This window comes from Streptomyces sp. TLI_146 (assembly GCF_002846415.1).
Lineage (GTDB): Bacteria > Actinomycetota > Actinomycetes > Streptomycetales > Streptomycetaceae > Streptomyces.
In genome coordinates, this window is record NZ_PJMX01000001.1 from 1,894,453 (window position 1) to 1,918,070 (window position 23,618).

General features: G+C 69.3%; 17 protein-coding genes and 2 pseudogenes. 6 read left to right on the forward strand and 13 right to left on the reverse strand.

The features are described 5' to 3' along the window. Positions 1 to 148 precede the first annotated feature (148 nt). Positions 149 to 637, reverse strand: a complete 489-nt coding sequence (locus BX283_RS08675) for a hypothetical protein (protein WP_306822796.1) — start codon at positions 635 to 637, stop codon at positions 149 to 151. Positions 638 to 736: 99 nt separating this feature from the next. Then, entirely contained in the window at positions 737 to 1,096 is a 360-nt protein-coding gene (locus BX283_RS08680; protein WP_373979151.1) for a DUF317 domain-containing protein, read from the reverse strand. 988 nt (positions 1,097 to 2,084) lie between these two features. Here BX283_RS08680 and BX283_RS08690 point away from each other — a divergent pair. Both BX283_RS08690 and BX283_RS08695 read left to right on the forward strand, forming a co-directional pair. After that, complete coding sequence (locus BX283_RS08690) at positions 2,085 to 2,381, forward strand: trypco2 family protein (RefSeq protein WP_101387064.1); 297 nt, start codon at positions 2,085 to 2,087, stop codon at positions 2,379 to 2,381. A 46-nt stretch (positions 2,382 to 2,427) separates the two neighbouring features. After that, complete coding sequence (locus tag BX283_RS08695) at positions 2,428 to 5,766, forward strand: tetratricopeptide repeat protein (protein ID WP_101387065.1); 3,339 nt, start codon at positions 2,428 to 2,430, stop codon at positions 5,764 to 5,766. A 509-nt stretch (positions 5,767 to 6,275) separates the two neighbouring features. On the opposite strand, the gene BX283_RS08700 is transcribed toward BX283_RS08695, so the two are convergent. After that, positions 6,276 to 7,478, reverse strand: coding sequence for an IS110 family transposase (locus tag BX283_RS08700; RefSeq protein ID WP_101387066.1), 1,203 nt, complete (start codon positions 7,476 to 7,478; stop codon positions 6,276 to 6,278). 211 nt (positions 7,479 to 7,689) lie between these two features. On the opposite strand from BX283_RS08700, the pseudogene istA reads away from it, so the two are divergent. Beyond that, positions 7,690 to 9,284: pseudogene (gene istA, locus BX283_RS08705) on the forward strand (IS21 family transposase). Then, the gene (gene istB, locus BX283_RS08710) at positions 9,284 to 10,057 is read left to right on the forward strand and encodes an IS21-like element helper ATPase IstB (RefSeq protein WP_101387067.1); all 774 of its coding nucleotides are present in this window, start codon (positions 9,284 to 9,286) and stop codon (positions 10,055 to 10,057) included. The pseudogene istA and the gene istB overlap by 1 nt, the downstream one beginning before the upstream one ends. On the opposite strand, the gene BX283_RS08715 is transcribed toward istB, so the two are convergent. Further along, positions 10,054 to 10,578, reverse strand: a complete 525-nt coding sequence (locus tag BX283_RS08715) for a hypothetical protein (protein ID WP_101387068.1) — start codon at positions 10,576 to 10,578, stop codon at positions 10,054 to 10,056. The genes istB and BX283_RS08715 overlap by 4 nt on opposite strands. Before the next feature lie 1,174 nt (positions 10,579 to 11,752). Between BX283_RS08715 and BX283_RS08720 the strand changes: the two genes are divergently transcribed. Further along, entirely contained in the window at positions 11,753 to 12,646 is an 894-nt protein-coding gene (locus BX283_RS08720; RefSeq protein WP_101392228.1) for an antibiotic ABC transporter ATP-binding protein, read from the forward strand. A gap of 2 nt (positions 12,647 to 12,648) precedes the next feature. Beyond that, positions 12,649 to 16,998 (forward strand): caspase family protein, encoded by a 4,350-nt coding sequence (locus tag BX283_RS42130; protein WP_101387069.1) that lies wholly within the window; start codon positions 12,649 to 12,651, stop codon positions 16,996 to 16,998. A 46-nt stretch (positions 16,999 to 17,044) separates the two neighbouring features. Here BX283_RS42130 and BX283_RS41490 read toward each other — a convergent pair whose 3' ends face one another. From BX283_RS41490 to BX283_RS08765, 9 genes and pseudogenes are all read right to left on the reverse strand, one after another. Then, positions 17,045 to 17,182 (reverse strand): DUF5990 family protein, encoded by a 138-nt coding sequence (locus BX283_RS41490; protein WP_373979551.1) that lies wholly within the window; start codon positions 17,180 to 17,182, stop codon positions 17,045 to 17,047. 58 nt (positions 17,183 to 17,240) lie between these two features. Further along, positions 17,241 to 17,468, reverse strand: a pseudogene (locus BX283_RS42410) (DUF5990 family protein); the annotation flags it as partial. A 182-nt stretch (positions 17,469 to 17,650) separates the two neighbouring features. After that, positions 17,651 to 18,082, reverse strand: a complete 432-nt coding sequence (locus BX283_RS08735) for a hypothetical protein (RefSeq protein WP_101387070.1) — start codon at positions 18,080 to 18,082, stop codon at positions 17,651 to 17,653. A gap of 173 nt (positions 18,083 to 18,255) precedes the next feature. Further along, positions 18,256 to 19,272, reverse strand: coding sequence for a collagen binding domain-containing protein (locus BX283_RS08740; protein ID WP_101387071.1), 1,017 nt, complete (start codon positions 19,270 to 19,272; stop codon positions 18,256 to 18,258). A 46-nt stretch (positions 19,273 to 19,318) separates the two neighbouring features. Then, positions 19,319 to 19,798: a hypothetical protein gene (locus BX283_RS40015; RefSeq protein WP_101387072.1), complete on the reverse strand. Its 480-nt coding sequence runs from the start codon at positions 19,796 to 19,798 to the stop codon at positions 19,319 to 19,321. 31 nt (positions 19,799 to 19,829) lie between these two features. Next, complete coding sequence (locus tag BX283_RS08750; RefSeq protein WP_101387073.1) at positions 19,830 to 20,672, reverse strand: DUF317 domain-containing protein; 843 nt, start codon at positions 20,670 to 20,672, stop codon at positions 19,830 to 19,832. Positions 20,673 to 20,701: 29 nt separating this feature from the next. After that, entirely contained in the window at positions 20,702 to 21,922 is a 1,221-nt protein-coding gene (locus BX283_RS08755) for a hypothetical protein (RefSeq protein WP_101387074.1), read from the reverse strand. Positions 21,923 to 21,967: 45 nt separating this feature from the next. Continuing rightward, positions 21,968 to 23,203, reverse strand: coding sequence for an ATP-grasp domain-containing protein (locus tag BX283_RS08760; RefSeq protein ID WP_101392229.1), 1,236 nt, complete (start codon positions 23,201 to 23,203; stop codon positions 21,968 to 21,970). Positions 23,204 to 23,265: 62 nt separating this feature from the next. Beyond that, positions 23,266 to 23,601, reverse strand: a complete 336-nt coding sequence (locus BX283_RS08765; RefSeq protein WP_101387075.1) for a hypothetical protein — start codon at positions 23,599 to 23,601, stop codon at positions 23,266 to 23,268. Positions 23,602 to 23,618: the final 17 nt, after the last annotated feature.

The window sequence follows — 23,618 nt, forward strand, 5'->3', positions numbered from 1 at the left end:
GGGTCTCGCCGACCTGCTCGGCGAGGGCGTCGTCGTCACCGGCCAGATGGCGCGGGGTGACCCAGTGAACCGGGGGCGGCGAGAGGGGATAGGAGGAGTCAGAGGGATGGTGCGGGTGCAGGGGCGCCTCCGTGGGCTCGCAGGTGATTCACTGCCCGCCGCTGGGGCGGGTGCCGCGCCGGCGGCGCGGCGGGGCCTCGGTCGGTTCGTGCCAGGTCAGCGCGACCGCGACGTGAGGCAACAGGGGACCGAACTGCTCGGCCTCGTCCTCGTCCGGCTCGGTGAGGAACAGCACGGGACGGCCCATCTCATCGCGGGCGGCGGCAATGGGGCCCGCACGGTGGGCCATCGGGAAGCCGGGGTTGAGGGCGAACTGCACGACGGCGTTGCGGTCGCAGGCGGACAGCTGGTCGAGCAGGTCGCCGACGGTCGGCTCGGGCCGCGTGCCGAGCGGCTCGGCGTCCTTGGCCTCTGCGATGAACACCACCGGCCGGTCGGCGTCGTCACGGGTGGGGACCACGCCGCCCAGGCGGCGCACCGTGGGGGCGAAGGGGTTGATCCGCAGACGGACCACCACGTCGCGGTCGCCGGCGGACAGGCTCTCCAGCAGGTCGCCGACGGTCAGCTCCGGGGCCAAGACTCATCTCCTTGCAGTAACGGGCGCCCCACCAGGGGACGAGGGAAGGGTACGTGCCGTCGGTGAGCAGCAGATCCGAGCCGCGCGGTGGTGGTGGGGTCACAGTGGCCGGGACGTGGCCAGCACGCGCTGGACCGTGGCCGCGACGATCTCCGCCGGCGTTTCCGTGTCGAAGCGGATCCGGTAGCCGGGGACCTTGGCGGTGCCGGTGACGGCGAGGGCCCAGCCGTCGCCATCGGTGCCCGGGCGCCCCAGCGGGAACCATCCGAGGTAGAAGCGGCCGTCTTTGCTGCTGACGTGGACATCGGCCCGGTCGTCCACGACGAGGTGGAAGAACTCCGCGTTGAACAGGTCGGTGACCATCGTCGGCTGGCCGGGTCCCAGCTGCCACGAACGCAGCCGCAGAGCCTCGGTGGTAGTGGAGAATCCGGGCGTGGACGCGTCCACGGTCACAGGCATCACCTCTCTGACCTGGTGTTTCGGGGAAGTCGTCTACGTTGACATGCCCCTGGCGGCTTCCACCAGTCCTTTCGCGATCTTTCCTGTCTGCCCCCGGCGAACTGCCGGATCCGACTGCTGTGTAGGTTCTCGAAAATGGCGCCATATTCTCAGAGTTGACTGCACGTCAGGGCCATATATGGCGTTGTGCTGAGAATTGCAGCTCAGCACACTCACTCATTCGAGTGGCAGGGACAGTTTCTGCCTGCCCTCCTCGCGGAGGGTGGGCATCGTGGGTGTATAGGGCCTCACCCGGCTGGGGGTACACCACGGATGGTCCTACCGCAGTGGTCAGTGCTCGCTCGCGCGACGGCAAGTGTGTCGAGGGTCTGTCGTGGATGACTGTGCCTATCGACCTGTTGGGATCGGCGACTCCGTGGCGCACATTCCGTTGGTATCGCGGGCAGAAGCCCCGCTCCGGGGCCTACTGGTCGGCGACGATGCGTGACCACGTGATCTATGAGTCGCGGCTGGAGTTGGCGGGGCTTCTGTTTGCTGACTTCGATCCGTCCGTACACCGTTTCGGGCGATGGCTGTCGAGACCCGCCGCTCAAGCGGCAGTCATCTTCGTGATATAGCGAGGCACCTGGTTCGTCCCGGCGGCGAAAGCGGTTCGGAGCGTCCAGGCGCCCCCATGAGAATCCAGCCTTCGCAGCCGTCACATACGCAGAATGCACCAGGTCTGTGGACGCGTACCGGCGGTAGCGTGGTTGGGTTCCGCTCTTTCGGGGTGAACCGGCTGGCTGCCTCATGACGCCGTCCCTTCAGACGGAGGACGATGTGCAGGAACATCAGCTCGGGCCTGGAACCGGAGCTCGCCGGGCCCGAGTCGTTGGCGTTTACGCCGGGAGGAGTAGCCAGGTGCGCCCTCTCGCCGTAGGTACAACAGGGCTTGGGCAAACAGGAGGGGATCGTAGTGGGCAACACAAGCAGTTCAGATCAGGAGTGGATGGACCTCGCGGACGCGATCGCACTGCTGCGGGACCAGATCGCCGAAGCACAGGAGCGCATCGCCGCCCCTGCGGGCGGTGGCCACCGGGGGGTGCTGTTCACGCTGGGAGAGATCTCGCTGGAACTCGGCCTGGAGTTGACCGGTACCAAGGGTGTTAACGGCGGGCTGCGGTGGAGCGTGATCAGCCTGGGCGGCAGGAAGGAGAGTGGCAGGAAGGCCACCCACACGGTGACCGTGACGCTGCAGCCTCACCTGCCCGGCGGCGGCGACATCGACGTCAGCGACGAGGAATAGCCGGGCCGGGCCTGCGCAGGTTGGGGAGCAGGGAACGGGGGATGCCGTGGAGTTCGACCGCCGGGTGCAGATCCGGGTACGCAAACCGGGCACGGACAAGCGGAGCTTCGGGTCGGGCTACCTGATCGCGCCGCGGCTGGTGCTGACGGCCGCCCACGTCCTGGACAGGATGAACGATGCGGGCGGCAACCCGCTGACCGTGTCCCAGCCTGACGCTGGCGGACAGGAGTTTCCCGCCATCGTGTGCTGGCACCCCGCAGACGAGACGGTGGATGCAGCGCTGATCGAGATCTCCGGCGGGCACGGCTGGCAGACACCGGAGTCCCTGAGCGATCTACTCACCCGTCCGCCGCAGCGCTTCGGACTCATCATCGGTGCCCGCCCGCACCCGATTACCCTGACCGGCTTCCCTCGCATGCAGAAAGACCCCGACGACGGCCGGCGCCTGGACGAACAGCTCACCGGCCACATCGTCCCGGGCAGCGGCTCCTTGGCCGGCCGCTACGAGATTTCCAGCAGCGACCCCACCTTCCCTGCCGCTCCTCCCCCTGGCTCGGAGGGCAGCCGCTGGTCGGGAATCTCGGGAGCCGCCCTCCTGGGCGACGACGTCCCTGGCGGGGACATGCTGTGCGGCGTCGTGGGCCGCGACCGCCAAGCCGACAGCGGCACCCGCCTGACCGCCACCACTGCAGCCCGCCTCCTCGCCGACGACACTTTCCGTGCCGCCGTCGCCCAGCACACCGGCTGGGAACCCGTCCTGGAACCGGTGGAAGCCGCTGGGCTCCTCACACCGGCGGCAGCCGGACGCGACCTGAACTCACCGGCTGCGCTGCTGCGCGCTGATGCCGAAGTCGTCGCATTCCACGGCCGCGACAGCGAACTCAGCGACCTGCGCACCTGGTGCCAAGAGGGTCCCCCCACGCTCGCGGTGCGGGTGCTGACCGGGCCCGGTGGGCAGGGCAAGACCCGCCTGGCCCGCCACCTCACCAACCTCCTCAGCCACCACGGCTGGGTAGCCGGACACCTGCGCCCCGACCTCACCGACTACGACACCCCACCTGACTTCACCCCCCTGACCACCGCCCTGCCCTTGCTCGTCGTCGTCGACTACGCCGAGACTCGCCCCCGCCTGCTACGCCGCCTCATCAGCCACCTGCATTACTCCCGCCACCGGGTGCGGCTGCTGCTGCTCGCCCGCTCCGATGGGGAATGGCGCACCGACCCGCTCAACGCCGCCTCCGCCGTGCGCAGCCTGCTCGCCGCCGCCCCAGTCACCGCACTCGCCCCGCTCATCCCTCGCAGCCGACCCACCCAGGACCGCCGTATCGCATTCACCAGCGCCGCCCACGGCCTCGCCTGCCTGCTGCCCCGGATCTCCACCGTGCCCGCGCACGACTGGACTGCCCTGGCCGCCGCCCTCCATCCCCCCGACGACCTGAGCGATTCCCGCTACGACAACGCCCTCACCCTGCAACTGACCGCCCTGGTCACCCTGCTGCAGCACGGCCCCAAACCCACCGACACACCCCCCGGCACCCCGGCCGAAGAGATCCTCTTACAGCACGAAGGACGCTTCTGGGAGGACAGCGCCAGAGCCCCCGCCTTCAAACTGAACTTGCCCACCACCACCCTGGCCGCAGCCGTCGCCGCCGCGGCCCTGACCGGAGCTGCCAGCAAAGACGAGGCCGCCCACGTCATCAGCACCATCCCCGACCTACCCGCCGACAAGGCCGTACGCACCGCGGCCTGGCTGGCCAGGCTGTACCCGGCCGAACCCGACCGTTACTGGGGCTCCCTCCAACCCGACCGCATCGCCGAATACCACGCCTCCCGCACTCTCACCCACGGCAGCATCTTGCTGCCCGCCCTTCTCGCCACAGCGGCACCCGGACAACAGGCCCAGCTCATCACCATCCTGGCCCGCGCCGCCATCGCCCACTACAACGCCGGCCGCACTAACGACAGCGAACAAGTCCTCCGCACCATGGACACGGCCCTCGACACCGCCCCCCTCGCCCACCAAGCCATCCAGACCACAGCAGCCGCACTCCCCTACCCCTCCCGTGTCATCTGCCCCCTCGCCATTCGCCTCACCACCACCCTCGCCCACACCAACCAGGAACTCGCGGCCGCCAACCCAGCCGCGCGCCAACCCGAACTCGCCCGCTCACTGTCCAACCTCGGCAACCGACTGTCGGAAGCGGGATGCAGAGACGAAGCCCTCACCGCCACCGAAGAGGCAGTGAAGATCTACCGTCGGCTCGCGGACAGCAGCCCAGCCGCGTACGAACCCGAACTCGCCGCCTCACTGTCCAACCTCAGCGTCGATCTGTCGCAGGCGGGTCGCAGGAGCGAAGCCGTCACGGTCGTCGAAGAGGCGGTGGAGATCCGGCGTCGGCTCACGGCCGACAGCCCAGCCGCGTACGAACCCGAACTCGCCGCCTCACTGTCCAACCTCGGCAACCGACTGTCGGAGGCAGGACGCAGAGACGAAGCCCTCACCGCCACCGAAGAGGCAGTGAAGATCTACCGCCAACTCGCGACCGACAACCCAGCCGCGTACGAACCCGAACTCGCCGCCTCACTGTCCAACCTCGGCATCCGGTTGCCGGAGGCCGGGCGCAGGAGCGAAGCCCTCACCGCCGAACAGCAGGCGGTGGAGATCCGGCGCCGACTCGCGGCCGCCAACCCTGCCGCGTACGAACCCGACCTCGCCCGCTCCCTGTCCAACCTCGGCAACCGACTGTCGGAGGCAGGACGCAGAGACGAAGCCCTCACCGCCACCGAAGAGGCAGTGAAGATCTACCGCCAACTCGCGACCGACAACCCAGCCGCAGCCGCGTACAAACCCGACCTCGCCCGCTCCCTGTCTAACCTTGGCGCAGATCTGACGGAGGCCGGGCACAGGACCGAAGCCCGCGCCGCCACCGAAGAAGCAGTGAAGATCTACCGCCAACTCGCAGCCGACAACCCAGCCGCGCACAAACCCGAACTCGCCGCCTCACTGTCCAACCTCGGCAACCGACTGTCGAGGGCGGGGCACAGGGGCGAAGCCCTTACGGTTGTCAAAGAGGCGACGGAAATCTACCGCCAGCTCGCGGCCGACAACCCAGCCGCGTACGGACCCGACCTCGCCCGCTTGCTGCAATTCCTTGCGCCGCTTCTGGCCGTGGAGGGTGATCCTTCCGGGGCTCTCGGCGCAACGGGGGAGGCTGTGGAGCTGTACCGCAGTCACATAGCCACGATGCCGTCTGCGCTCCCACCGCTCCATCCTGTGCTGAACCTGCAGACGAAGCTGCTTGAGGCACTCAGGCGGGAAGAGGAGATAGAAGAAGTCCGCCGCTGGTTCAGGGAGAATCCGCTACCACCCGATTCTCACAGTTGACCACCTGTGAGAACTCTGCGTGAGGCTGGGGAAGGTCCTGTTTCCACAGGCCCCTGCTGACCAAGGCCCGCTAAGGACTACAGGTTCTGTGGCGGAGAGCGCCATTTGCCCAGCCGCCAACGTAGGCCCCACTACCGAGCTGGGAAAAGGCCACGTTCCTGAGACTGAACCGCTGTGTCACCCATCTAAGACAGCGGAAGAAGTGCTGGTCAGCGACCTCGGCCTGTGACACGAGCGGTGAGACCCTACAGATGTGGGATCTCCGATTGCGCGGCACAATCTCACGATCACGGCAACGAACGCGGCATTGTGAGCGTTCACGTTTTTCCCCATCTCGGGTGGTTTGAGCGTCATGTAATTCCTCGTCCCGACTTCTCCTAATTGGCCATGGGTACGACGGAGTTCGGGATCGAGGGACCTGGTCATCGCGGAGGCGCGTGGGCGGCCCTGGGCCTGTGGTTCGGAAGGCCGATGGTCAGCCCGGATGGCAAGGAGTTTCAATGACCGAGTCAAGCTGCTTGCGGGGCCGGAGGAGTTGGCGTGAACAGCCGGTTGTCCCGAAGCAGTGCCCACAGGACGTCGATCCTCCGTCGGGCCACCGCGATGACGGCCTGGACGTGTTTGAGGCCCTCGCTGCGTTTCTTGAGGTAGAAGTCCCGGTTGGGGCCCTCGCGCATGATGCTCACCTGCGCGGACAGGTAGAAGACTCTGCGCAGTCGGCGGTTGTAGCGTTTGGGTCGATGCAGGTTCCCAGTGCGTCGTCCGGAGTCGCGAGGGACGGGTACGAGTCCCGCTGCCGAGGCCAGGTGGCCGGCATCTGCGTAGGCCGACATGGCGCCCGCAGCTACGATGAACTCGGCGCCCAGGATGGGCCCCATGCCCGGCAGGGACTCAATGATGTCGGCCTGGGGGTGGCTGCGGAAGGTCTCTCGAATCTGCTGGTCGATGCACTTGAGGCGATCTTCCATAGCCAGGATCTGCGCGGCCAGGTCTGCGATGATCTGGGCCGCGACGGTCTCGTTGGGCAGTGCGGTCTGCTGAGCCTGAGCGGCTTCGAGCGCGGCGGCTGCGACTGCGTCGGCACCACGCACGTTGCGGTTGGCCAGCCAAGCCGTGAGCCGAGCTCGGCCGCGACGGCGAATCGCGGCGGGGGTCTGGTAGCCGGTCAGCAGCACCACGGCGCCCTTGTGCGCCGAGTAGTCAAAGGCCCGTTCCAGGGCTGGGAACATGCCGGTGAGCACGTCCTTGAGGCGGTTGAGCATCCGCACCCGATCGGCCATCAGATCGGAACGGTGGGAGGTCAGCAGAGCGAGACCGGCGGCCAGTTCGGCGGGCACGTCGATAGGGGCGAAGTCCCGGCGGTGGCGAGCTGCTTCAGCGATGACGTACGCGTCGCGAGCGTCGGTCTTGGCTTCGCCGCGGTAGGCGCCGGACATGCGGTTGACCGTGCGGCCGGGCACGTAAACGGCCTGCTGACCGTGGGCCGCGAGCAGGGCCAGCAGCAGCGCGGAGGATGTGCCGGTGATGTCCACGGCCCAGCCGACCTCGGCGGCCAGGTCGAGGATCTCGCCGAGCGCGGTGAGGATCGCCGCCTCGTCGTTGTCGATCTTCTTCGACCATAAGGTCGAACCGGTCTCGTCTACTGCAGCTGCCCAGTGGTGGGCCTTGCCTACGTCGATGCCCACCCAGATGCGGGCCCGTTGCTTGGTCACGTGCTTCTCCTCGAACCGTTCGCCTTTCCGGCGGCCCGAGGAACACCCCGTCGTCATCTCCGTAAATAGCGACCGATCCGCAGATTTCAATCAGCGACCAGGGCGCCCCGGAGAGCTGGGCGGCCACTCCTTGCGAGCCACTGCAGGCAGAGAACGTTCAGCCACACCCGGCCCTCCCGGGCCACCAAACAACTTACGGAGAACGTTCGTCGTGGTCGACATCACCGAGATCTACGTCCACTGGTACGCGGGCCGTTCGAAGAGCGAGCTGGCAGCGTCGCTGGGGGTGGACCGCAAGACGATCAGGAAGTACCTGGAGCCGGCGGAGGCGTCCGGGATCACGCCCGGCGGGCCGCCGATGCGGGAAGCCGACTGGGCCAAGCTAATCAAGAGCTGGTTTCCCGAACTCGCTGACCGGCGGCTGCGGCAGATCACCTGGCCCGACATCGACCAGCACCGCGACTACATCAAGAACCTGCTGGGGACGGTGACCGTCTCCACGATCCACCAGCGGCTCCGGGACGAGCACAAGCTGGACGTGTCGATCTCCTCGTTCCGCCGCTGGGTGCATGCCACGCTGCCCGACGAGACGGCAAGGTCCCAGGTCACCGTCCTGCGTGATGACGTCGAGCCGGGCTCGGAGGCTCAGATCGACTACGGGCACCTGGGCCAGTGGACCAATCCGAAGACCGGCAAGCGGCACCGGATCTGGGCCTTCGTGATGGTGCTGCCGTGCTCCCGGCACATGTTCGTCCGCCCGGTCCTCTACCTGCACCAGCACGCCTGGACCGAAGCCCACGTCGCCGCCTTCCGCTACTTCGGGGGTGTCCCGCGCCGGCTGGTGCCGGACAACCTGCGGACCGGCGTCGACAAGCCCGATCTCTACGACCCGAAGATCAACAAGGCGTATGCCGAGCTCGCCACCCACTACGGGGCACTGGTCGATCCGGCCCGCGCGGCCCGGCCCAAGGACAAGCCGCGGGTCGAACGCCCGATGCCCTACATCAGGGACTCGTTCTGGCGGGGTCGGGAGTTCACCTCGATCGAGCACATGCAGGCCGAGGCTGTGACCTGGAGTCAGAAGGTGGCCGGCCGACGGCAGTGCCGGCCGTTGCAGGGAGCCGCTCCGATGGCGGTGTTCGAGGCTGTCGAGGCCGAGACCCTGCTGCCGCTGCCGCCCACTCCGTTCGTTCTGGCCCGTTGGTCGACGGCGGTGGTCGGGCCGGACATCCACATCAAGGTCGGCCGCACCCTCTACTCGGTTCCCTGGAAACTGATCGGCTGCCGGGTCGATGTCCGCTCGACCGCCACGATGGTGCAGGTGTTCCTCGACGGCGACCTGGTCAAGACCCACGTGGCACTTGAGCAGGGCAAACGCACTGACAGGAGCGACTACCCGCCGGAGAAGATCGCCTTCCAGATGCGCACGCCGATCTGGTGCCGGACCCAGGCATCCGAGGTCGGGGACGCCTGCCGGACCGTCGTTGACCTGCTGCTGGAGGTCAACGCGCTCTACCGGCTCCGCGCCGCCCAGGGGATCCTCGGGCTGAAGAAGAAGTACGGCGACGCGAGGCTGGAGGCCGCCTGCGCGAGGCCCTCACGGTCGGAGATCCGTCCTACCGCACCATCAAGGGCATCCTGATCGCCGGCACCGAGACCGATCCGGAGCCCGAATCCAGCGGCGACGCGGGTGCCGCGGCCTTCCTCCACGGGCCCCAGCGGCTGTTCGCCTCCGTCGCCCCGTCCGAGACGGCGGACGAGATCCACGACGACCAGGTCCACGGCGAAGCTGAGGGAAGCATCTGATGAGCGTGATGGATTCTGCCCTGCGTGAGTCGCTGAAGTCGCTGCGGCTCTCGGGGATGCTGGAGACCCTCGATGCCCGCCTGGCCCAGGCCCACGGCGGCGAACTCGGGCATCTGGACTTCCTCCAGGTCCTCTGCCAGGACGAGATCACCCGCCGCGAGACCGTCGCTTTCCAACGGCGCCTGGCACGGGCGAAGTTCGAGCAGCAGGTCACCCTGGAGGAATTCGACTTCACCGCCTCCTCGAAGCTCCCGGCCGCCCAGATCCGCGACCTCGGAGCCCTGCGCTGGCTCCACTCCGGCGAGTCGGTCATCCTCTTCGGCCCGGTCGGGGTCGGAAAGACACACGTCGCCCAGGCCCTCGGCCATCTCGCGGTCCGCCAGGGCGCACACGTCCGGTTCGCCAAGACCAGCCGGATCCTCGCGGACCTCGCCGGCGGCCACGCGGACCGCACCTGGGACAAGCGGATCCGTGAACTGGTACGGCCCCACGTGCTCATCCTCGACGACTTCGCCATGCGCCAGCTCGGAGCGTCCCAGGCCGATGACCTCTATGAACTGGTCAGCGAACGGCAGGGACGGTCTTTGATCATCACCAGCAACCGGGCACCCAGCGACTGGTATCCCCTCTTCCCGAACCCGGTCGTCGCCGAGTCGCTGCTGGACCGGCTGATCAACACCAGCCACCAGGTGATCATGAACGGTCCCAGCTACCGCCCCAACAAGCGCCCCAAGAACCCCACCGACAAGCCCGACAAGCCCCCGGTCCGCTAACGCCCAGCCCAGTCCACGTTCCATTCCCGCGGCAGGTCCTCGTCACAGAAGACGCAGACGAAGTCCGCCTCCCGAACGATGTTCAGCTGACTGCAGGAGGGACAGCGCCGGAACATCACCTCATGGGTGAAGCCGGAAGGGTGCTCGATCCCGGCTGCGTCCAGAGCCTTCGCGACGGCCGGCCACGAGCTGATGTCCGGGCAGAATCCGGTCGACTGGTTACTCACCTCGGCGACCACCCACTGCCCGGACTCCTCGCGGAAGCTCATCTCCCCGGCGCCCAGAACAGGGCCACCGCCAGCACACACCACGTGCTCGCTCCGGCGCGGCGCGAGCCGCAGCACACCCGCCAAGTCGATGACGAACGTGAAAGGCTCGGCCAGCTCCACCGCTGCCAGAGCCGAAGCCCAGTCGTCGAAGTCCGCCGCCGAGTGGATGCCTCGGCCCTCAGCCTCCGGCCGGACAAGGGCCCGCAGATCAGGCGGTCCCACATACCGATAGCTCCACCCCAGCAAGTTCACGCAGGCCAACCTAACGCCCGCCCGAGGCCAGGGCCTGGGGAATTACGTGAACTTACCCCTGGGGAATAACGAGAACGTTCACAGGCATCGAACTGAGACATCGCAGGTCAGCGGTTCGCCCTGCTCGCCATCCGAACAGGCGCGCTGAGGATGTGCCACGTCTCGTGAGACTGAACCGTGTGCCAACGCCGTGAGACTGCGGGAACCCTGCTGGTCAGGAATCCTGCCTATGCCACGAGCTGCGAGTTCCTACAGCTGCCGCAAGGCATCCGGCAGACGGTCGAGCAGTCGCCTACGCGCGGGCCGTCGCCGCCCAGACCGCCCCCAGCTCCATCAGCCTCCGGCGGAGCTGGCCTCGCTGCTCCTCAAAGACCAGCGAGGTGGGCGACAGGACAAAGACGTTGTCCCGGTAGTGGAGGAATCCGATCCGCTCCCACCCCCTGGCGATCTTCGCCGTGATGCGGTCCCACTCGGCTTCGTCGCGCAGCCGGTCCGCGCTCAGGTCAGAGACCCCCGGAGAACCACGCCACGGCCCGGCATCCGGGCATCAGCCGGAAGATGGCTTCGATAGCGAGCGTGATCCCCAGACCCTGTCCTCTCCATTCCGGGCTCAGGGCGACACGGTCCATGACGAGTGTAGGGAGCGCGATTTCATGAGCACTGGCTCCTGCGGAAACACCGGAATCCGCGTCTGGTGAGCAGTGCGAGGGGTCGGTGATCATGAGCAGAGTTGGTCGTAGGGCTCCGAAGGGGAGTCACTGCCGGTAGCGGGCCCTGGTTCCGGTGCCGCGAGGATGATGTGTTTTCCACGTTCTCCGTATGAAGCTGCTTGGGGCTGGGGGAGCTTCAATGGTCGCGAGGATCGCCGGTTACCCAAACCGGGGATCGTCGGCCATGTTGCGGTCGCTTCGTGGGGTTGTCCCAAGTGGGGGGACAGCGGTTCGGGCTCCGTAGCACTCGCAGGACACTGCGCCGTCAACGGCCAGGCCGGGACAACGTGAGTACCCCGGACATGGGTCGTGCCTGCAGCAGCTTGGCTCTGTGCGGTCACGGGGCACGGCCGGGACTGGAACGAGGTGGGCCACCGAGCGGGATGGCGGGGTGATTCAGCTGCACGGGGTTGCGTGTGCGGCTAGCCTGAAGGGCTCGGGAATTGCGTTCGGGGGTGGGCGTCATGGCGCGAGTGGTGCTGGTCCATGGGGTTGGCCAGCAGTACGAGGGGCCGGAGCTTCTGTCGCTGCGGCTGGGGGCTGCGCTGCGTGACGGTGTGCGTCTGGCGTCGGGGGTGCGGCTGGCGCCGGAGGATGTGGCGTGTGCGTTCTACGGGAACGTGTTCGTCGAACCCGGTACACGGTCTGACGACCTGCCGCCGTGGGACGAGCACGACGTTGAGGAGGGGCTGGAAGCGGACCTTCTCGACGCGTGGTGGCAGCAGGCTGCGGCGGTGGATGACAAGGTTCCTCCCGTGGAGGAGGACGGCACCCGCGGAGCGGTGGCGTTCGGTGCGTCGCGGTTGCTCTTGTCGCAGCGGGTGCGGTCGGCTCTGGACGCTTTGTCGGGGGCACGGTTTTTCAAGCCGGTGACGGAGCGGATGCTGATCGGAGAGCTGAAGCAGGTACGCCGCTACCTTGACGAGCCGCCTGTCTGGCAGGCGGCGCGCGCCGCGGTGGCTGCGGAGATCAGTGCGGACACGAGGGTGGTGGTCGCGCATTCGCTGGGGTCCGTGGTGGCGTACGAGGCGCTGTGCGAGCACCCGCAGTGGCCGGTGACGGACCTGGTGACGGTGGGCTCGCCGCTGGGCCTACCAGTGATCTTCGACCGCCTCAGCCCACTGCCGATCGACGGGCGCGGGGCCTGGCCGGGGGGCGTGGTGCGGCGGTGGACGAACATTGCCGACCAGGGCGACATCGTCGCCCTGGTGAACGCCTTGGAGCCCCACTTCGTTGCCGGGCCTGCCCAAGCGGTGGTGGACCGGACGATCACCAACGGGGTGCAGATGCATGATCTCCAGCGGTATCTGACAGCGCCGAAGACCGGCGCCGCGATCACTGCCGGATTGCAGGAATAGCGATGGCACCGGCACCGCAGCCGTCTCGTCGGACGGGCTCGGAAAAGGGGCGCCGCTTCCTGATCACCACCGGCGTGGAGACCTACCAGGATCCGGGGGTCAGTGATCTGCCCGGGGCGATACGGGACGCGGAGCGGGTTCGCGTGCTGCTGGAGCCGATGGGGTACACGCACGTTCTTCCCGACCTAGTCCGCAACCCGACCCGGGCCATGCTCGCCGAGGGCATCGAGAACTGGGCGGAAGAGACGCTGCTGGGCCCGCAGGACATCGTGGTGGTGTACTTCGCCGGCCACGGCATCCGCGCCGCCGACCGCCACTACCTCCAGTGCGTCGACAGCCAGCCCCACCTCCGTGCACGCGCCCTTCCGGCTGAAGACTTGGCACGCTCGCTGGTGATGAGCGAGGTCGGGCACCTGCTGGTCATGCTGGACACCTGCTATGCAGCGGCCGGAACGCAGGACATCAACCGGGTGGCCGGGGAACTCGCCCACCTCCACCGCCAACGGGCGAACCGGTGGCACCTGGCGGCTGCCCGTGCCAAGGACCGTGCCAGGGACACCGCGTTCGTGGACGCGCTCACCGATGCATTCGCCCATCCCCGGCATGGTCCGACCCAGCAGTTCATGAGCGTGCGGGAAGTCACCGAACGCATCAACGAGTCCTTCGCCGAGCGCCGAATGCTCCAGCAGGCTCGTCTGACCACGTCCGAGACCGACGGCCAGGACCTCTTCTTCCCCAGCCGCATCTTCATCCCCGGGCTGCCCGCCGACGGCATCGACCTCGCCGCCCTGGCCCGGCTGCGTCACCGGCACGCAGGGTTCTTCGGCCCGCGCAGCCGGGGTGTGGAACATGCCGGCGAGCACGGCGACTACTTCACCGGCCGCAGCCGTGCGCTGAACGAACTCACGGCATTTCTCACTGCGCCCGCCGCCGCACACGACCGCAAGGCCCGCGTCGTCACGGGGAAGCCCGGCTCCGGCAAGTCGGCTCTGCTGGGACGCCTGCTGGCGCAACTCGACTCCTCTCCTCCGCAAGCCACAGGGCCCGTGCCCGCGGTATGGCACGGGGCCCCGCCGGAGACAGGGGGAAGCCAGCCCCGGCTGGGGTTGCCGCCGGTGATTGCCCTGCATGCACGCCGAGTCCCGATGGAGGATCTGGCGGCCGACCTGGCCGCTGCTTTGGGCCTGTCGGCCGGTGCCGGCCGTGACGACATCCTCACCGTCCTGGGAACCCGCACCGACCAGGTGGCTGTCGTGGTCGACTCTCTGGACGAGGCCGGAACCGCAGGCGATGCCCGCGAGAGCCTGCGCGTCGCCCGTGAACTCCTCCAGCCCCTGTCCGTGCTGCCGTCCGTGCGGCTCGTGATCGGCACCCGCCACCCGCAAATCCGTGCCCTCGGCCAGGCCGTCCATCTCATCGACCTTGACAAGCCGGCCTACCTCACCACAGGCGACATCGCCGCCTACGTACAGGCCCTCCTCGAAGACGCCCAGGACCCCCACTCCCGCTCGCCCTACCGTGACCGGCACGATCTGGCGGCTACCGTCGCTGAGGGCATCGCCCGGCGCGCCGGTTCATCCTTCCTGGTAGCGCGGATGACCGCGCGCGCTCTCGTCCACGGCCAGATCCACATCGACACCGGCCAGCCCGGCTGGCGCGAACGCCTGCCCAGTGACGCCGGGGAGGCATTCGCCGCCTACCTCGACCGCTTTGGCCCCGAGCGTCCCAAAGCCGAACGGCTCCTGCGCCCACTCGCCTACGCCCAAGGAGCGGGCCTGCCCTGGTCCACCCTCTGGGCACCGCTCGCCGAAGCCCTCTCCGGCGTGCCCTGCTCCAACGAAGACCTCGACTGGCTCCACACCCACGCTGGCGCCTACATCACCGAAACCTCCTCACCCGACGGATCCGCCTACCGCCTCTTCCACGAGACCATGGCCGAACACCTGCGCCGCCCCGTTCGCGAAGCCGACGACCATGCCCTCATCGCCCGCACACTCGCCCGCCTCGTCCCCACCGACCCAGCAACCAACTTCACCGACTGGCCCGCGGCCCACCGCTACATCCCCCGCCACCTCGCCACCCACGCCGCCGCCGGAAACATCCTCAACGACTTCGTACGGGACGCCGAGTACCTCGTCCACGCTCACCCCGCCCACCTCCTGAACGCGTTCGCCCTGCACACTCCAGCCATGCAAACGGCCGACGCCCTCCTCGCCGCCGCCATCTACCGCGCCTCCGCCAACATCCACAACGCTCTCACCCCCGACCAACGCCGTGACATCCTCGCCATCGACGCCGCCCGCTACCAGCAATCCCACCTCGCCGCCTGCCTGTCACACACCCGGCCTTGGAGACCCCGCTGGGCCACCGGCGCTCTCGTCAACCCTGCCCACCACGCCACCCTCACCGGCCACACCCGCAGGGTGAACGGGGTGGCGGTAGCGCAGATCGATGGCCGCCCGCACGCCGTGACCACCAGCTACGACGGGTCGGTGCGGGTGTGGGACTTGGAGGCAGGAACCGAACGCGCCGCCCTCGCCGGCCACACCAGCGAGGTGCACGGGGTGGCGGTAGCGCAGATCGATGGCCGCCCGCACGCCGTGACCACCAGCTACGACGGGTCGGTGCGGGTGTGGGACTTGGAGGCAGGAACCGAACGCGCCGCCCTCACCGGCCACACCCGCAGGGTGAACGCAGTGGCGGTAGCGCAGATCGATGGCCGCCCGCACGCCGTCACCACCAGCAACGACTGCACGGTGCGGGTGTGGGACCTGGAGGCAGGAACCGAACGCGCCGCCCTCACCGGCCACACCAGCAGGGTGAACGGGGTGGCGGTAGCGCAGATCGATGGCCGCCCGCACGCCGTCACCACCAGCAACGACTGCACGGTGCGGGTGTGGGACCTGGAGGCGGAAACCGAACGTGCCATTCTCGCCGGCCACACCAGCGAGGTGAACGCGGTGGCGGTAGCGCAGATCGATGGCCGCCCGCACGCCGTCACCACCAGCTACGACGGGTCGGTGCGGGTGTGGGACTTGGAGGCGGGAACCGAACGTGCCATCCTCACCGGGCACATCGGCTCGGTAACCGCGGTGGCGGTAGCGCAGATCGATGGCCGCCCGCACGCCGTCACCACCAGCAACGACGGGTCGGTGCGGGTGTGGGACTTGGAGGCAGGAACCGAACGCGCCGCCCTCACCGGCCACACCAGCTGGGTGAACGGGGTGGCGATAGCGCAGATTGACGGCCGCCCGCACGCCGTCACCACCAGCAACGACTGCACGGTGCGGGTGTGGGACCTGGGAGTGGGGGCCGAACGCGCCGCCCTCACCGGCCACATCGGCTCGGTAACCGCGGTGGCGGTAGCGCAGATCGATGGCCGCCCGCACGCCGTCACCACCAGCAACGACTGCACGGTGCGGGTGTGGGACCTGGGAGTGGGGGCCGAACGCGCCATCCTCGCCGGCCACACCAGCGAGGTGAACGCGGTGGCGGTAGCGCAGATCGAGGATCGCCCGCACGCCGTCACCACCAGCAACGACTGCACGGTGCGGGTGTGGGACCTGGGAGTGGGGGCCGAACGCGCCATCCTCACCGGGCACATCGGCTCGGTAACCGCGGTGGCGGTAGCGCAGATCGATGGCCGCCCGCACGCCGTCACCACCAGCTACGACGGGTCGGTGCGGGTGTGGGACTTGGAGGCAGGAACCGAACGCGCCATCCTCACCGGCCACACCGACTGGGTGAACGCGGTGGCGGTAGCGCAGATTGACGGCCGCCCGCACGCCGTCACCACCAGCAACGACTGCACGGTGCGGGTGTGGGACCTGGGAGTGGGGGCCGAACGCGCCATCCTCACCGGCCACACCAGCTCGGTAACCGCGGTGGCGATAGCGCAGATCGACGGCCGCCCGCACGCCGTCACCACCAGCAAGGACGAGTCGGTGCGGGTGTGGGACTTGGAGGCAGGAACCGAACGCGCCATCCTCACCGGCCACACCGACTGGGTGAACGCGGTGGCGGTAGCGCAGATCGACGGCCGCCCGCACGCCGTCACCACCAGCAACGACTGCACGGTGCGGCTATGGGACCTGGGAGTGGGGGCCGAACGCGCCGCCCTCACCGGCCACACCGACTGGGTGAACGCGGTGGCGGTAGCGCAGATCGATGGCCGCCCGCACGCCGTCACCACCAGCAACGACTGCACGGTGCGGCTATGGGACCTGGTTTCAGCACGTCCCATAGCAGTGGCCTACACACCGTTGCCGGTCTCCGGGCTTGTTGTGCACGACCGCGCCGCCATTTTGGGGATGACAAGCGAGATTGTGGTCCTTGAGCGAGTGCAGGAATAGTGAGAATTTCGGCGCCAGAGCCTGTCCCACACCGGGCTGGCAGGCGTCAGGGGGTGGGCGCCGACCAGTCGATGAGGGCAGGTCGGACGGCCGCGCACAGCGGGTGGCCACGCTGATCAGTCAGGCCGAGTTGGCCGACGAGCAGCCCTTGCTCGACTGCGGTGTTCAAGACCTCCGGGGTGATGCCGTTGAACCAAGCTCGGCGCGTCGGAACGTCGTGAACACACCGTCCTCCACCGCCCCCAGGGCAGGTAGATGGAACGGCCGCCTGGCCGCCCTTGCACGTAGGGGCCGCGCAGGTCCCAGCCCGATGCCGTGGCGCTCGCGGTGACCCCCAGGGCCCGCGTGGCCCCTGCGGCGTCGCCCGGTTGCAGGTGGAGGAGTTCCTCGCAGCCCTCCCACAGCTGCACGCCCACATGGCTGTTGCGGTGACCGCCGCAACGGAACTTCGCGTACCGCCCCGCCCTCATACAGGATCGATGTCGTAGGAACCTTGCGCGTACGACGGGTGCTGCCCGCGTTCCGCACTGCCATCACGGGAACGGTACGGAGCATGGGCAGCCGACACAGAGCTAAGACCGAAGGGGGCTTCTCTGGGACAGCTACTGACCGTAGCCATTGCCAACTGGATCACGGATTTGCTAGTCCACTGCTAACGAACCGCCTTCATTGCCCACGAAGTCGCGGATCCTAGAGCGGAGCCGCTGTACTCCAGCAACTCGCCAACCTCTTCCGCGTAATAGCCGGTGGCGGGGTCAAGGAGGACCTGGGCGATCTCGTAGAGGTCCTCCGATTCATCTGCCAGGGCTGCATAGGCGTTCCGCCCGCGGTCGAGGTGTACCCGGTAGAACGTCATCGAGCCGACAGCAGCATCCTGCAGGGCGTACGCCGGGCACGCGTCGGTGCCGCATTCGCTCGACTCGGCCGGGCATCGGCGGTCGTCGTGCACCCGTCGGCGATGTACCACGGTGACGTCCCACCGTTCAAGCGTGTCCGCGTCGGGGGTGTCGCACAATTCGTCGACGTAGGCGATACGCAAACGCAGCTCGGTGGGGTCGCCGGGGAGTAGAGAGGTCTCGATCACCGCGGCAGCCTAGCCATCAGGCGCTCGCGGCCTCGCCTCTGCCGCCGCGGACGTAGTGAAGGGCCGTGGCGACGGCCGTGCTACCGGCGGCACCTGGGTCCATCGGATGGGGCGCCGGACATGCCGAAGCCCCCGGAATCGCGGGGATTCCGGGGGCAGGAGGGCAGGTGGTGCTAGTTCTCGGTGGAGCCGTCGTCGGTGGCATCGCCGGTGCGGCGTCGGCGGGCCACGACGAGGGCGGCTGCACCGGCGGCGAGGAGGACTCCGGCACCGCCGAGCAGCCACGGGGTGGCGTCCGCGCCGGTGTGGGCGAGAGAGCCCTCCGGGGTCGGGGCGCCGGGGCTCGGCGGGGTCTCGTCCGGGACCGGCGTGTGGGCGGCCGAGGCGGAAGGCGACGGCTTGGTGTCCGGGGTCGGCTTGTCCGTCGGCGGGACTGGCGGCTTCGTCGGCGGCACCGTCGGCGGGATGGTGGGCGGCGGAGTGGGCTTCTCCTTCTTGGTGTCGGCAAAGGTGATGGCGACGGTCGAGCCGGGCTTCGCGGTGAACTTCTGCGGCGTGGAGTCGAGCTGGTAGCCCTCGGGGGCCTTGGTCTCGGTGGCGGTGTAGGCGGTGCCGTTGCGGGAGGCGACCGGGAGCTGGGCCTTGGCGGTGCCGTCCTTGCCGGTGGTCAGGGTGACCGGGTCGCCGCCGCTGCCCGCCGGGATGATGTTGATGACGGCGCCAGGCAGCGGCTTGCCGCTGTCCTTGTCGGTCTTGGTGACGGTGAGGTCGGCGGGCTTGAAGGGATCGATGACCGTCAGGGGCGTGCCGTTGCCGGGGGTGACGATGACGTCCTGGTCGGCGACGGTGTTGTGCAGGGGGCTGCCGCTGCCGGTCTCCTTGAGGCGGTAGACGCCTGCGGCGAGGTCCTTGAAGACCAGTTGGCCCTCCGCGTCGGTCTTGCCGGTGGCCACCTCCTTGCCGGAGGAATCGAGCAGGGCGAAGGTGGCGCCAGCCATCAGGTCACCGCCGGGGTCCTTCTTGAGGATCTTGATGCCGCCGTACTCGACCATGTTCCGCGGGGCGGTCGTGGACGGGGTGGGCTCGGGGGCATGGGCCGAGGCGGCCGGGGCCCAGGCCAGCGTGCCGGTCACGGTGGTAGCGACGGCGAGGGCAACAGCGGAGAGAGAGCGGACGGATCGGGTGGGCAAGGAGGAACTCCAGGTCGGGGCGGGTCTGTTCGGGGTGAGGGGCGGTTCAGCGGGCACGGGCGGCGCCGCGTGCGGGTGGCGGAGCGGGAGTGGGATGGGCGGTACGGCCCTCGGCGCGGCGGGGCGCGGACGTCTGCCATGCGCCGGGGAACCAGACGGCGGTGTACTGCTCGATGGCGTCGCGGAGCCCGCCGGTGACGGCGCCCTCCCAGGGCGGGCGGCCGACGGGGCCGAACGTGCCGTACTGCTTGCTGCGTTTGGGGGTGTTCTTGGCTTCGTCGCGGCGGTGGAAGGTGCCGTGGTCCACGAAGGTGAGCGCCACGGCGTCGATCTCGCCCCGGTCCGCATGGAGGACAGCCAGGCGCAGGCCGCCGTACGTGTCCGCGTGGATGGTTGGCGTGAAGCTGATCCTCAGCCGCAGCGGTGCTCCCGGAACGGGGGTGGCGTAGTAGGTGTTACCCACGACGGCGCTGTGCGCGAAGGGGAGGCACAGTTCGGCGAAGAACTCGGGGGCATGCATCAACACGAGGTGACTCCGGTGGGGATGGAGCCCGGCGTCATCGGCGCAGGCCGGGCAGGGCCGGCGGTGGGCTGGGCAGGGCCGGGCGGCTGGTGGTGCTCCAGCGCGGGACGCTGCGCGTACCAAGCGCGGGCGGGCGGCGGCGGGCGGCGGTCTGCTGGACGTCGAGCGGGGTGGGTGCGGGAGGCTTCGGGGGCTCGACGGGGGTGAGCTGGGCGAGCCGGGCAAGCCGGGGATCGAGGGTGTCCTTGTAGCGGGCGACCGGGGTGGGGTCGACGAAGGCGGCGGCGGTCGCTGCGATGAGGTGCTTGGGGGTACGGGCGGTGAAGATCGCCTCAGCACGGGTTCCCCAGCCCTCGGGTCCGGCCCACAGCTCCACGGTTTCGCGGTCCGGGCCGGTACCGACGACGTCGATGCTGGCTCCCGCCAGCCCGTCCGGGGCGACAATCTCTACCGTGCCGCGGGCCGGCGGTCGGCCTTCCCAGCCGGCGTCGAGCAGGGGCTGGACCGCATCCGTCCAGCGGTACGACGGATCGGCCAGGAAGCTGTCGGTGTCCGTGCTCCACTCGCGGGCGAGGGCACTGGTGAGGCCGTGGACGATCTCGGGCGGGGTGTTCTGGTTGAAGGTGGCCGTCCAGGTCGCGCGGGACACGGCGTCCTCGGCTGCGCTGATCCGCCACACCTCGTAGTCATCGCCCGCCCAGCCGATCTTGATCCGGTGGTCGGGTGAGGTGACGACCGTCTGGAACGGCCCGTCGTCCAGGTGGTGCTGCGGCCAGTGCTTGACGGGGTCGAAGCTCGGATCGGCGTGGCCGGGCAGGCCGGCGAGGTAGCGCGGGGAGACGCAGACATCTCCCTCGATCACGGTGGGGTCGGTCATGGGTGTATCCGTCGGGGTCGGGAGGGAGGTCAGCGGGTGGCCGTCGGGCGCAGAACAGGCGCGGTCGGTCTCGGCGGGGCGGTGGCCGTGACCAGGTGGGGTGGCGCCGATGCCGGGCGTGGTGAGGTGAGTTCGGCCAGGATGTGGCGCTTGAGGGCGCCGCGCTGGTCGGCGTTCAGGACGGATGTGTCCAGTTGGCCGGGGGTGGTCTCGAAGGGCCGCAGCCGGTGGCGGATGTGGTCGTAGGCGTCGGGCTGCTCGTCGGCCAGGCAGTGAAGGGCCCGCTCGAAGACGCCGTGGTGGGCGGCGTGTTCGGGCTCGTCCTGTTCGCGCTGGGTGATGGTCTGGGCGTACTGGCGGGCGACGCGGGTGTTCTCGGCGGTGCGCTGGTGGACGGCGACGAGGAAGCGGCGGGCGTTCAGGACGGCGAAGGCGGCCTGGCGCGGCAGGGTGTCCAGGTCGGTGGTGAGCGGGCCGAGCAGGGTGGGGCTGGTGGCCCCGGCGAGCGGGGCGGTCATCTGTGCGAGTTCGTCCAGCGCGGTGCGCCAGCGGCGCAGCAGCAGGGGGTGGCGCAGTTCGACGTTGCGTTCGTCCTGCTCGCGCGCATCGGCGGCGACGGTGTTGCGGAAGGCGAGGGGGCTCTGGGCGAGCAGTGCGTGGACGGCCGGGGTCATGGTGGCGAAGAGGTAGCCCTCGCCCGCGCCCCATTCAACGGCGTCGAACACATCGGCCGGACCGGGCCGCTCGGGGCGCGGCTCCAGCTGGGCCGTGGCGTACTCCTGGGCGAGGAGCTGCTCGAAGCGGTCGGGGAAGGCGCTGCGCAACCAGCGGCGAGCGGTGGCGTCGGGGTTGGTGTCTACCTGGTGGCCGGCTGAGGCGCGGTGGTTGGTGCGGCGCCGGTCGGCTTCCTCGGCTCGGGCCTGGGCCAGGGCGGTACGGATCTGCTGGAGCTGGCGCCCGGTGCGTCCGGCCCTCGGGTCCCCGATCCAGGTCATGCGCTCGGCGGAGACCTGTATCTCGCCCTCGGCGAAGCGCAGCGCGTCGACGAGGTCGTCGCGGAAGTGCGGTCCGTGCAGCAGCTTGCGGGAGCTGCGGGGCAGGTGTCCGGTCGCGTCCGCGATGGCGGCCGTGACCAGGTTGCGGAAGCTGTCCTGCAGGAGCGGCTGGAGTTGCGCGGCGCCCATGTTCGCAAGGTCGTTCAGGCGCAGGGAGCGCCGCTCGGGCGAGGGAGTACGGGAGGGCTGGGGCATGGCGGGGTTCCTGTTCAGCGGGCCTGGCTCGGGGCGGTGCGCGGGCTACGCCGCGGACGGCGGGGGTGCGGCGGCGAGGGTGAGGTGGCCGAGGGCCTCGTCGGCGCGTGCCTGGGCGACGTCCGCTGTGGGCCCGGTGGTGATCAGGAAGCCGGCACGGGCGCTGAACATGTCGCCGTCGGGCGGAAGGATGACCGTGTCGCCGACCGTGCGCTGGAAGGCAACCTGCTCCAGCCACGGGGTGCGGGCGGCGAAGTCGTCGTCGAAGTGGCAGTGGCAGTGGGTCAGAGTGCCGGAGGCATTCGGGTACAGCAGCCGGATCGCGGCGGCGCTGTGGCGCGTGCGGGTGAGGTCGGGGGCCTGGCCGCAGGCGGTGTCGGCCGCGGCGCGGGCCAGGTCGACGCCGGTGGCGAGCTTCACGAGGTGGCCGATCATGTCGCCGCCGATCCGGGCGTTGACCTCGATCAGGCGGGGGCGGCCACCCACCAGGCGCATCTCGACGTGGCTCACACCGTCGGTGATGCCGAGCGCCTTGATGGCCGCGGCGGCGACCGGCGCCACCTGGTCGAGCAGCCGATCGGCGGCATCGACACTGTGGGCGATCTCCTCGAAGAACGGCGGGGCACCAAGCGTCTTGCGGGTGACGGCGACCGCGGTGGTGTGACCGCGGTGGGTGACGCACTCGACGGAGACCTCGGGGCCGTCGAGGTACTCCTCCACCAGGACCTTGGTGCTCTCGATGCCGTCGCGGGCGCCGGCGGCAGCGAACGCGAAGCCGACCGGGAGTTCTTCGGCGCGGTCGACGCGGATGACGCCGATGCTGCCCGCGCGGGCAGCGGGCTTGAGCACAACCGGGTCGCCGATCGTCTCGGCGGCGAGCGCCGCCTCCAGCAGGGAGCGGGCACTCATCGACGCTGCCGAGGGCACGCCGTGGCGGGCGAACAGGGTGCGGGCACTGGCCTTGTTACGGGCGGCTTCCATGACCTCGGGGCTGTTCGCATGCAGTCCCAGGCGCCGGGCCAGGCGCGCGGCGGGGACGAGGTACCACTCGGTCCACGTCACCACGCCGGTCAGCTCGTGCCGCCCGGCCAGGGCCTCGCCAGCAGCGGCCAGCGCCGGGGCGTCGTCGGGATCGGCGATCTCGAAGTCGGTGATGAACTCCCGCTCCCAGGTCGGCTCGGCGGGGGTGATCAGGACGACGTCGTACCGGGCGGCGACCGCTTCAAGGCAGTAGACGCGGTATGCCTCGGCCTCCGGACCGGTGGTGGAAACGACAAGGATGGTGGGCAAGGACTCTCCAAGAAGAAGCAGATAAGGGGCAGTTCAGGCACGGCGGCAAGGGTTCAGGGGGTGCGCCGCCGGCGCAGCTCGAAGGCGGAGGCCCACTCGGGGTGGTCCGCGACCAGCTGCCTCGCATACAGGGCGGTGTAGTTGTTGTTGAGCCCGCGCAGCCCCTGCGGGAGACGCCAGCGCAGGGCCTCGAACAGTTCCTTGAGCCCGATACGGGTGGCGCCGGCGGCCAGCCGCTCGGCCGTCAGCCTCTCCAGAGCCCGGTAGACGTAGGGGTGCGCGGAGTCGAAGGCGAGGAACTGGTCGGTGATGGTGGGCCGCGCACCCGCGCGGAAGGAGGGGCGGGCGACCGGTATGACGGCCTGTGCGGCGGCAGCGGGCGTGGGCATCGGGTAGATCTCCAGGG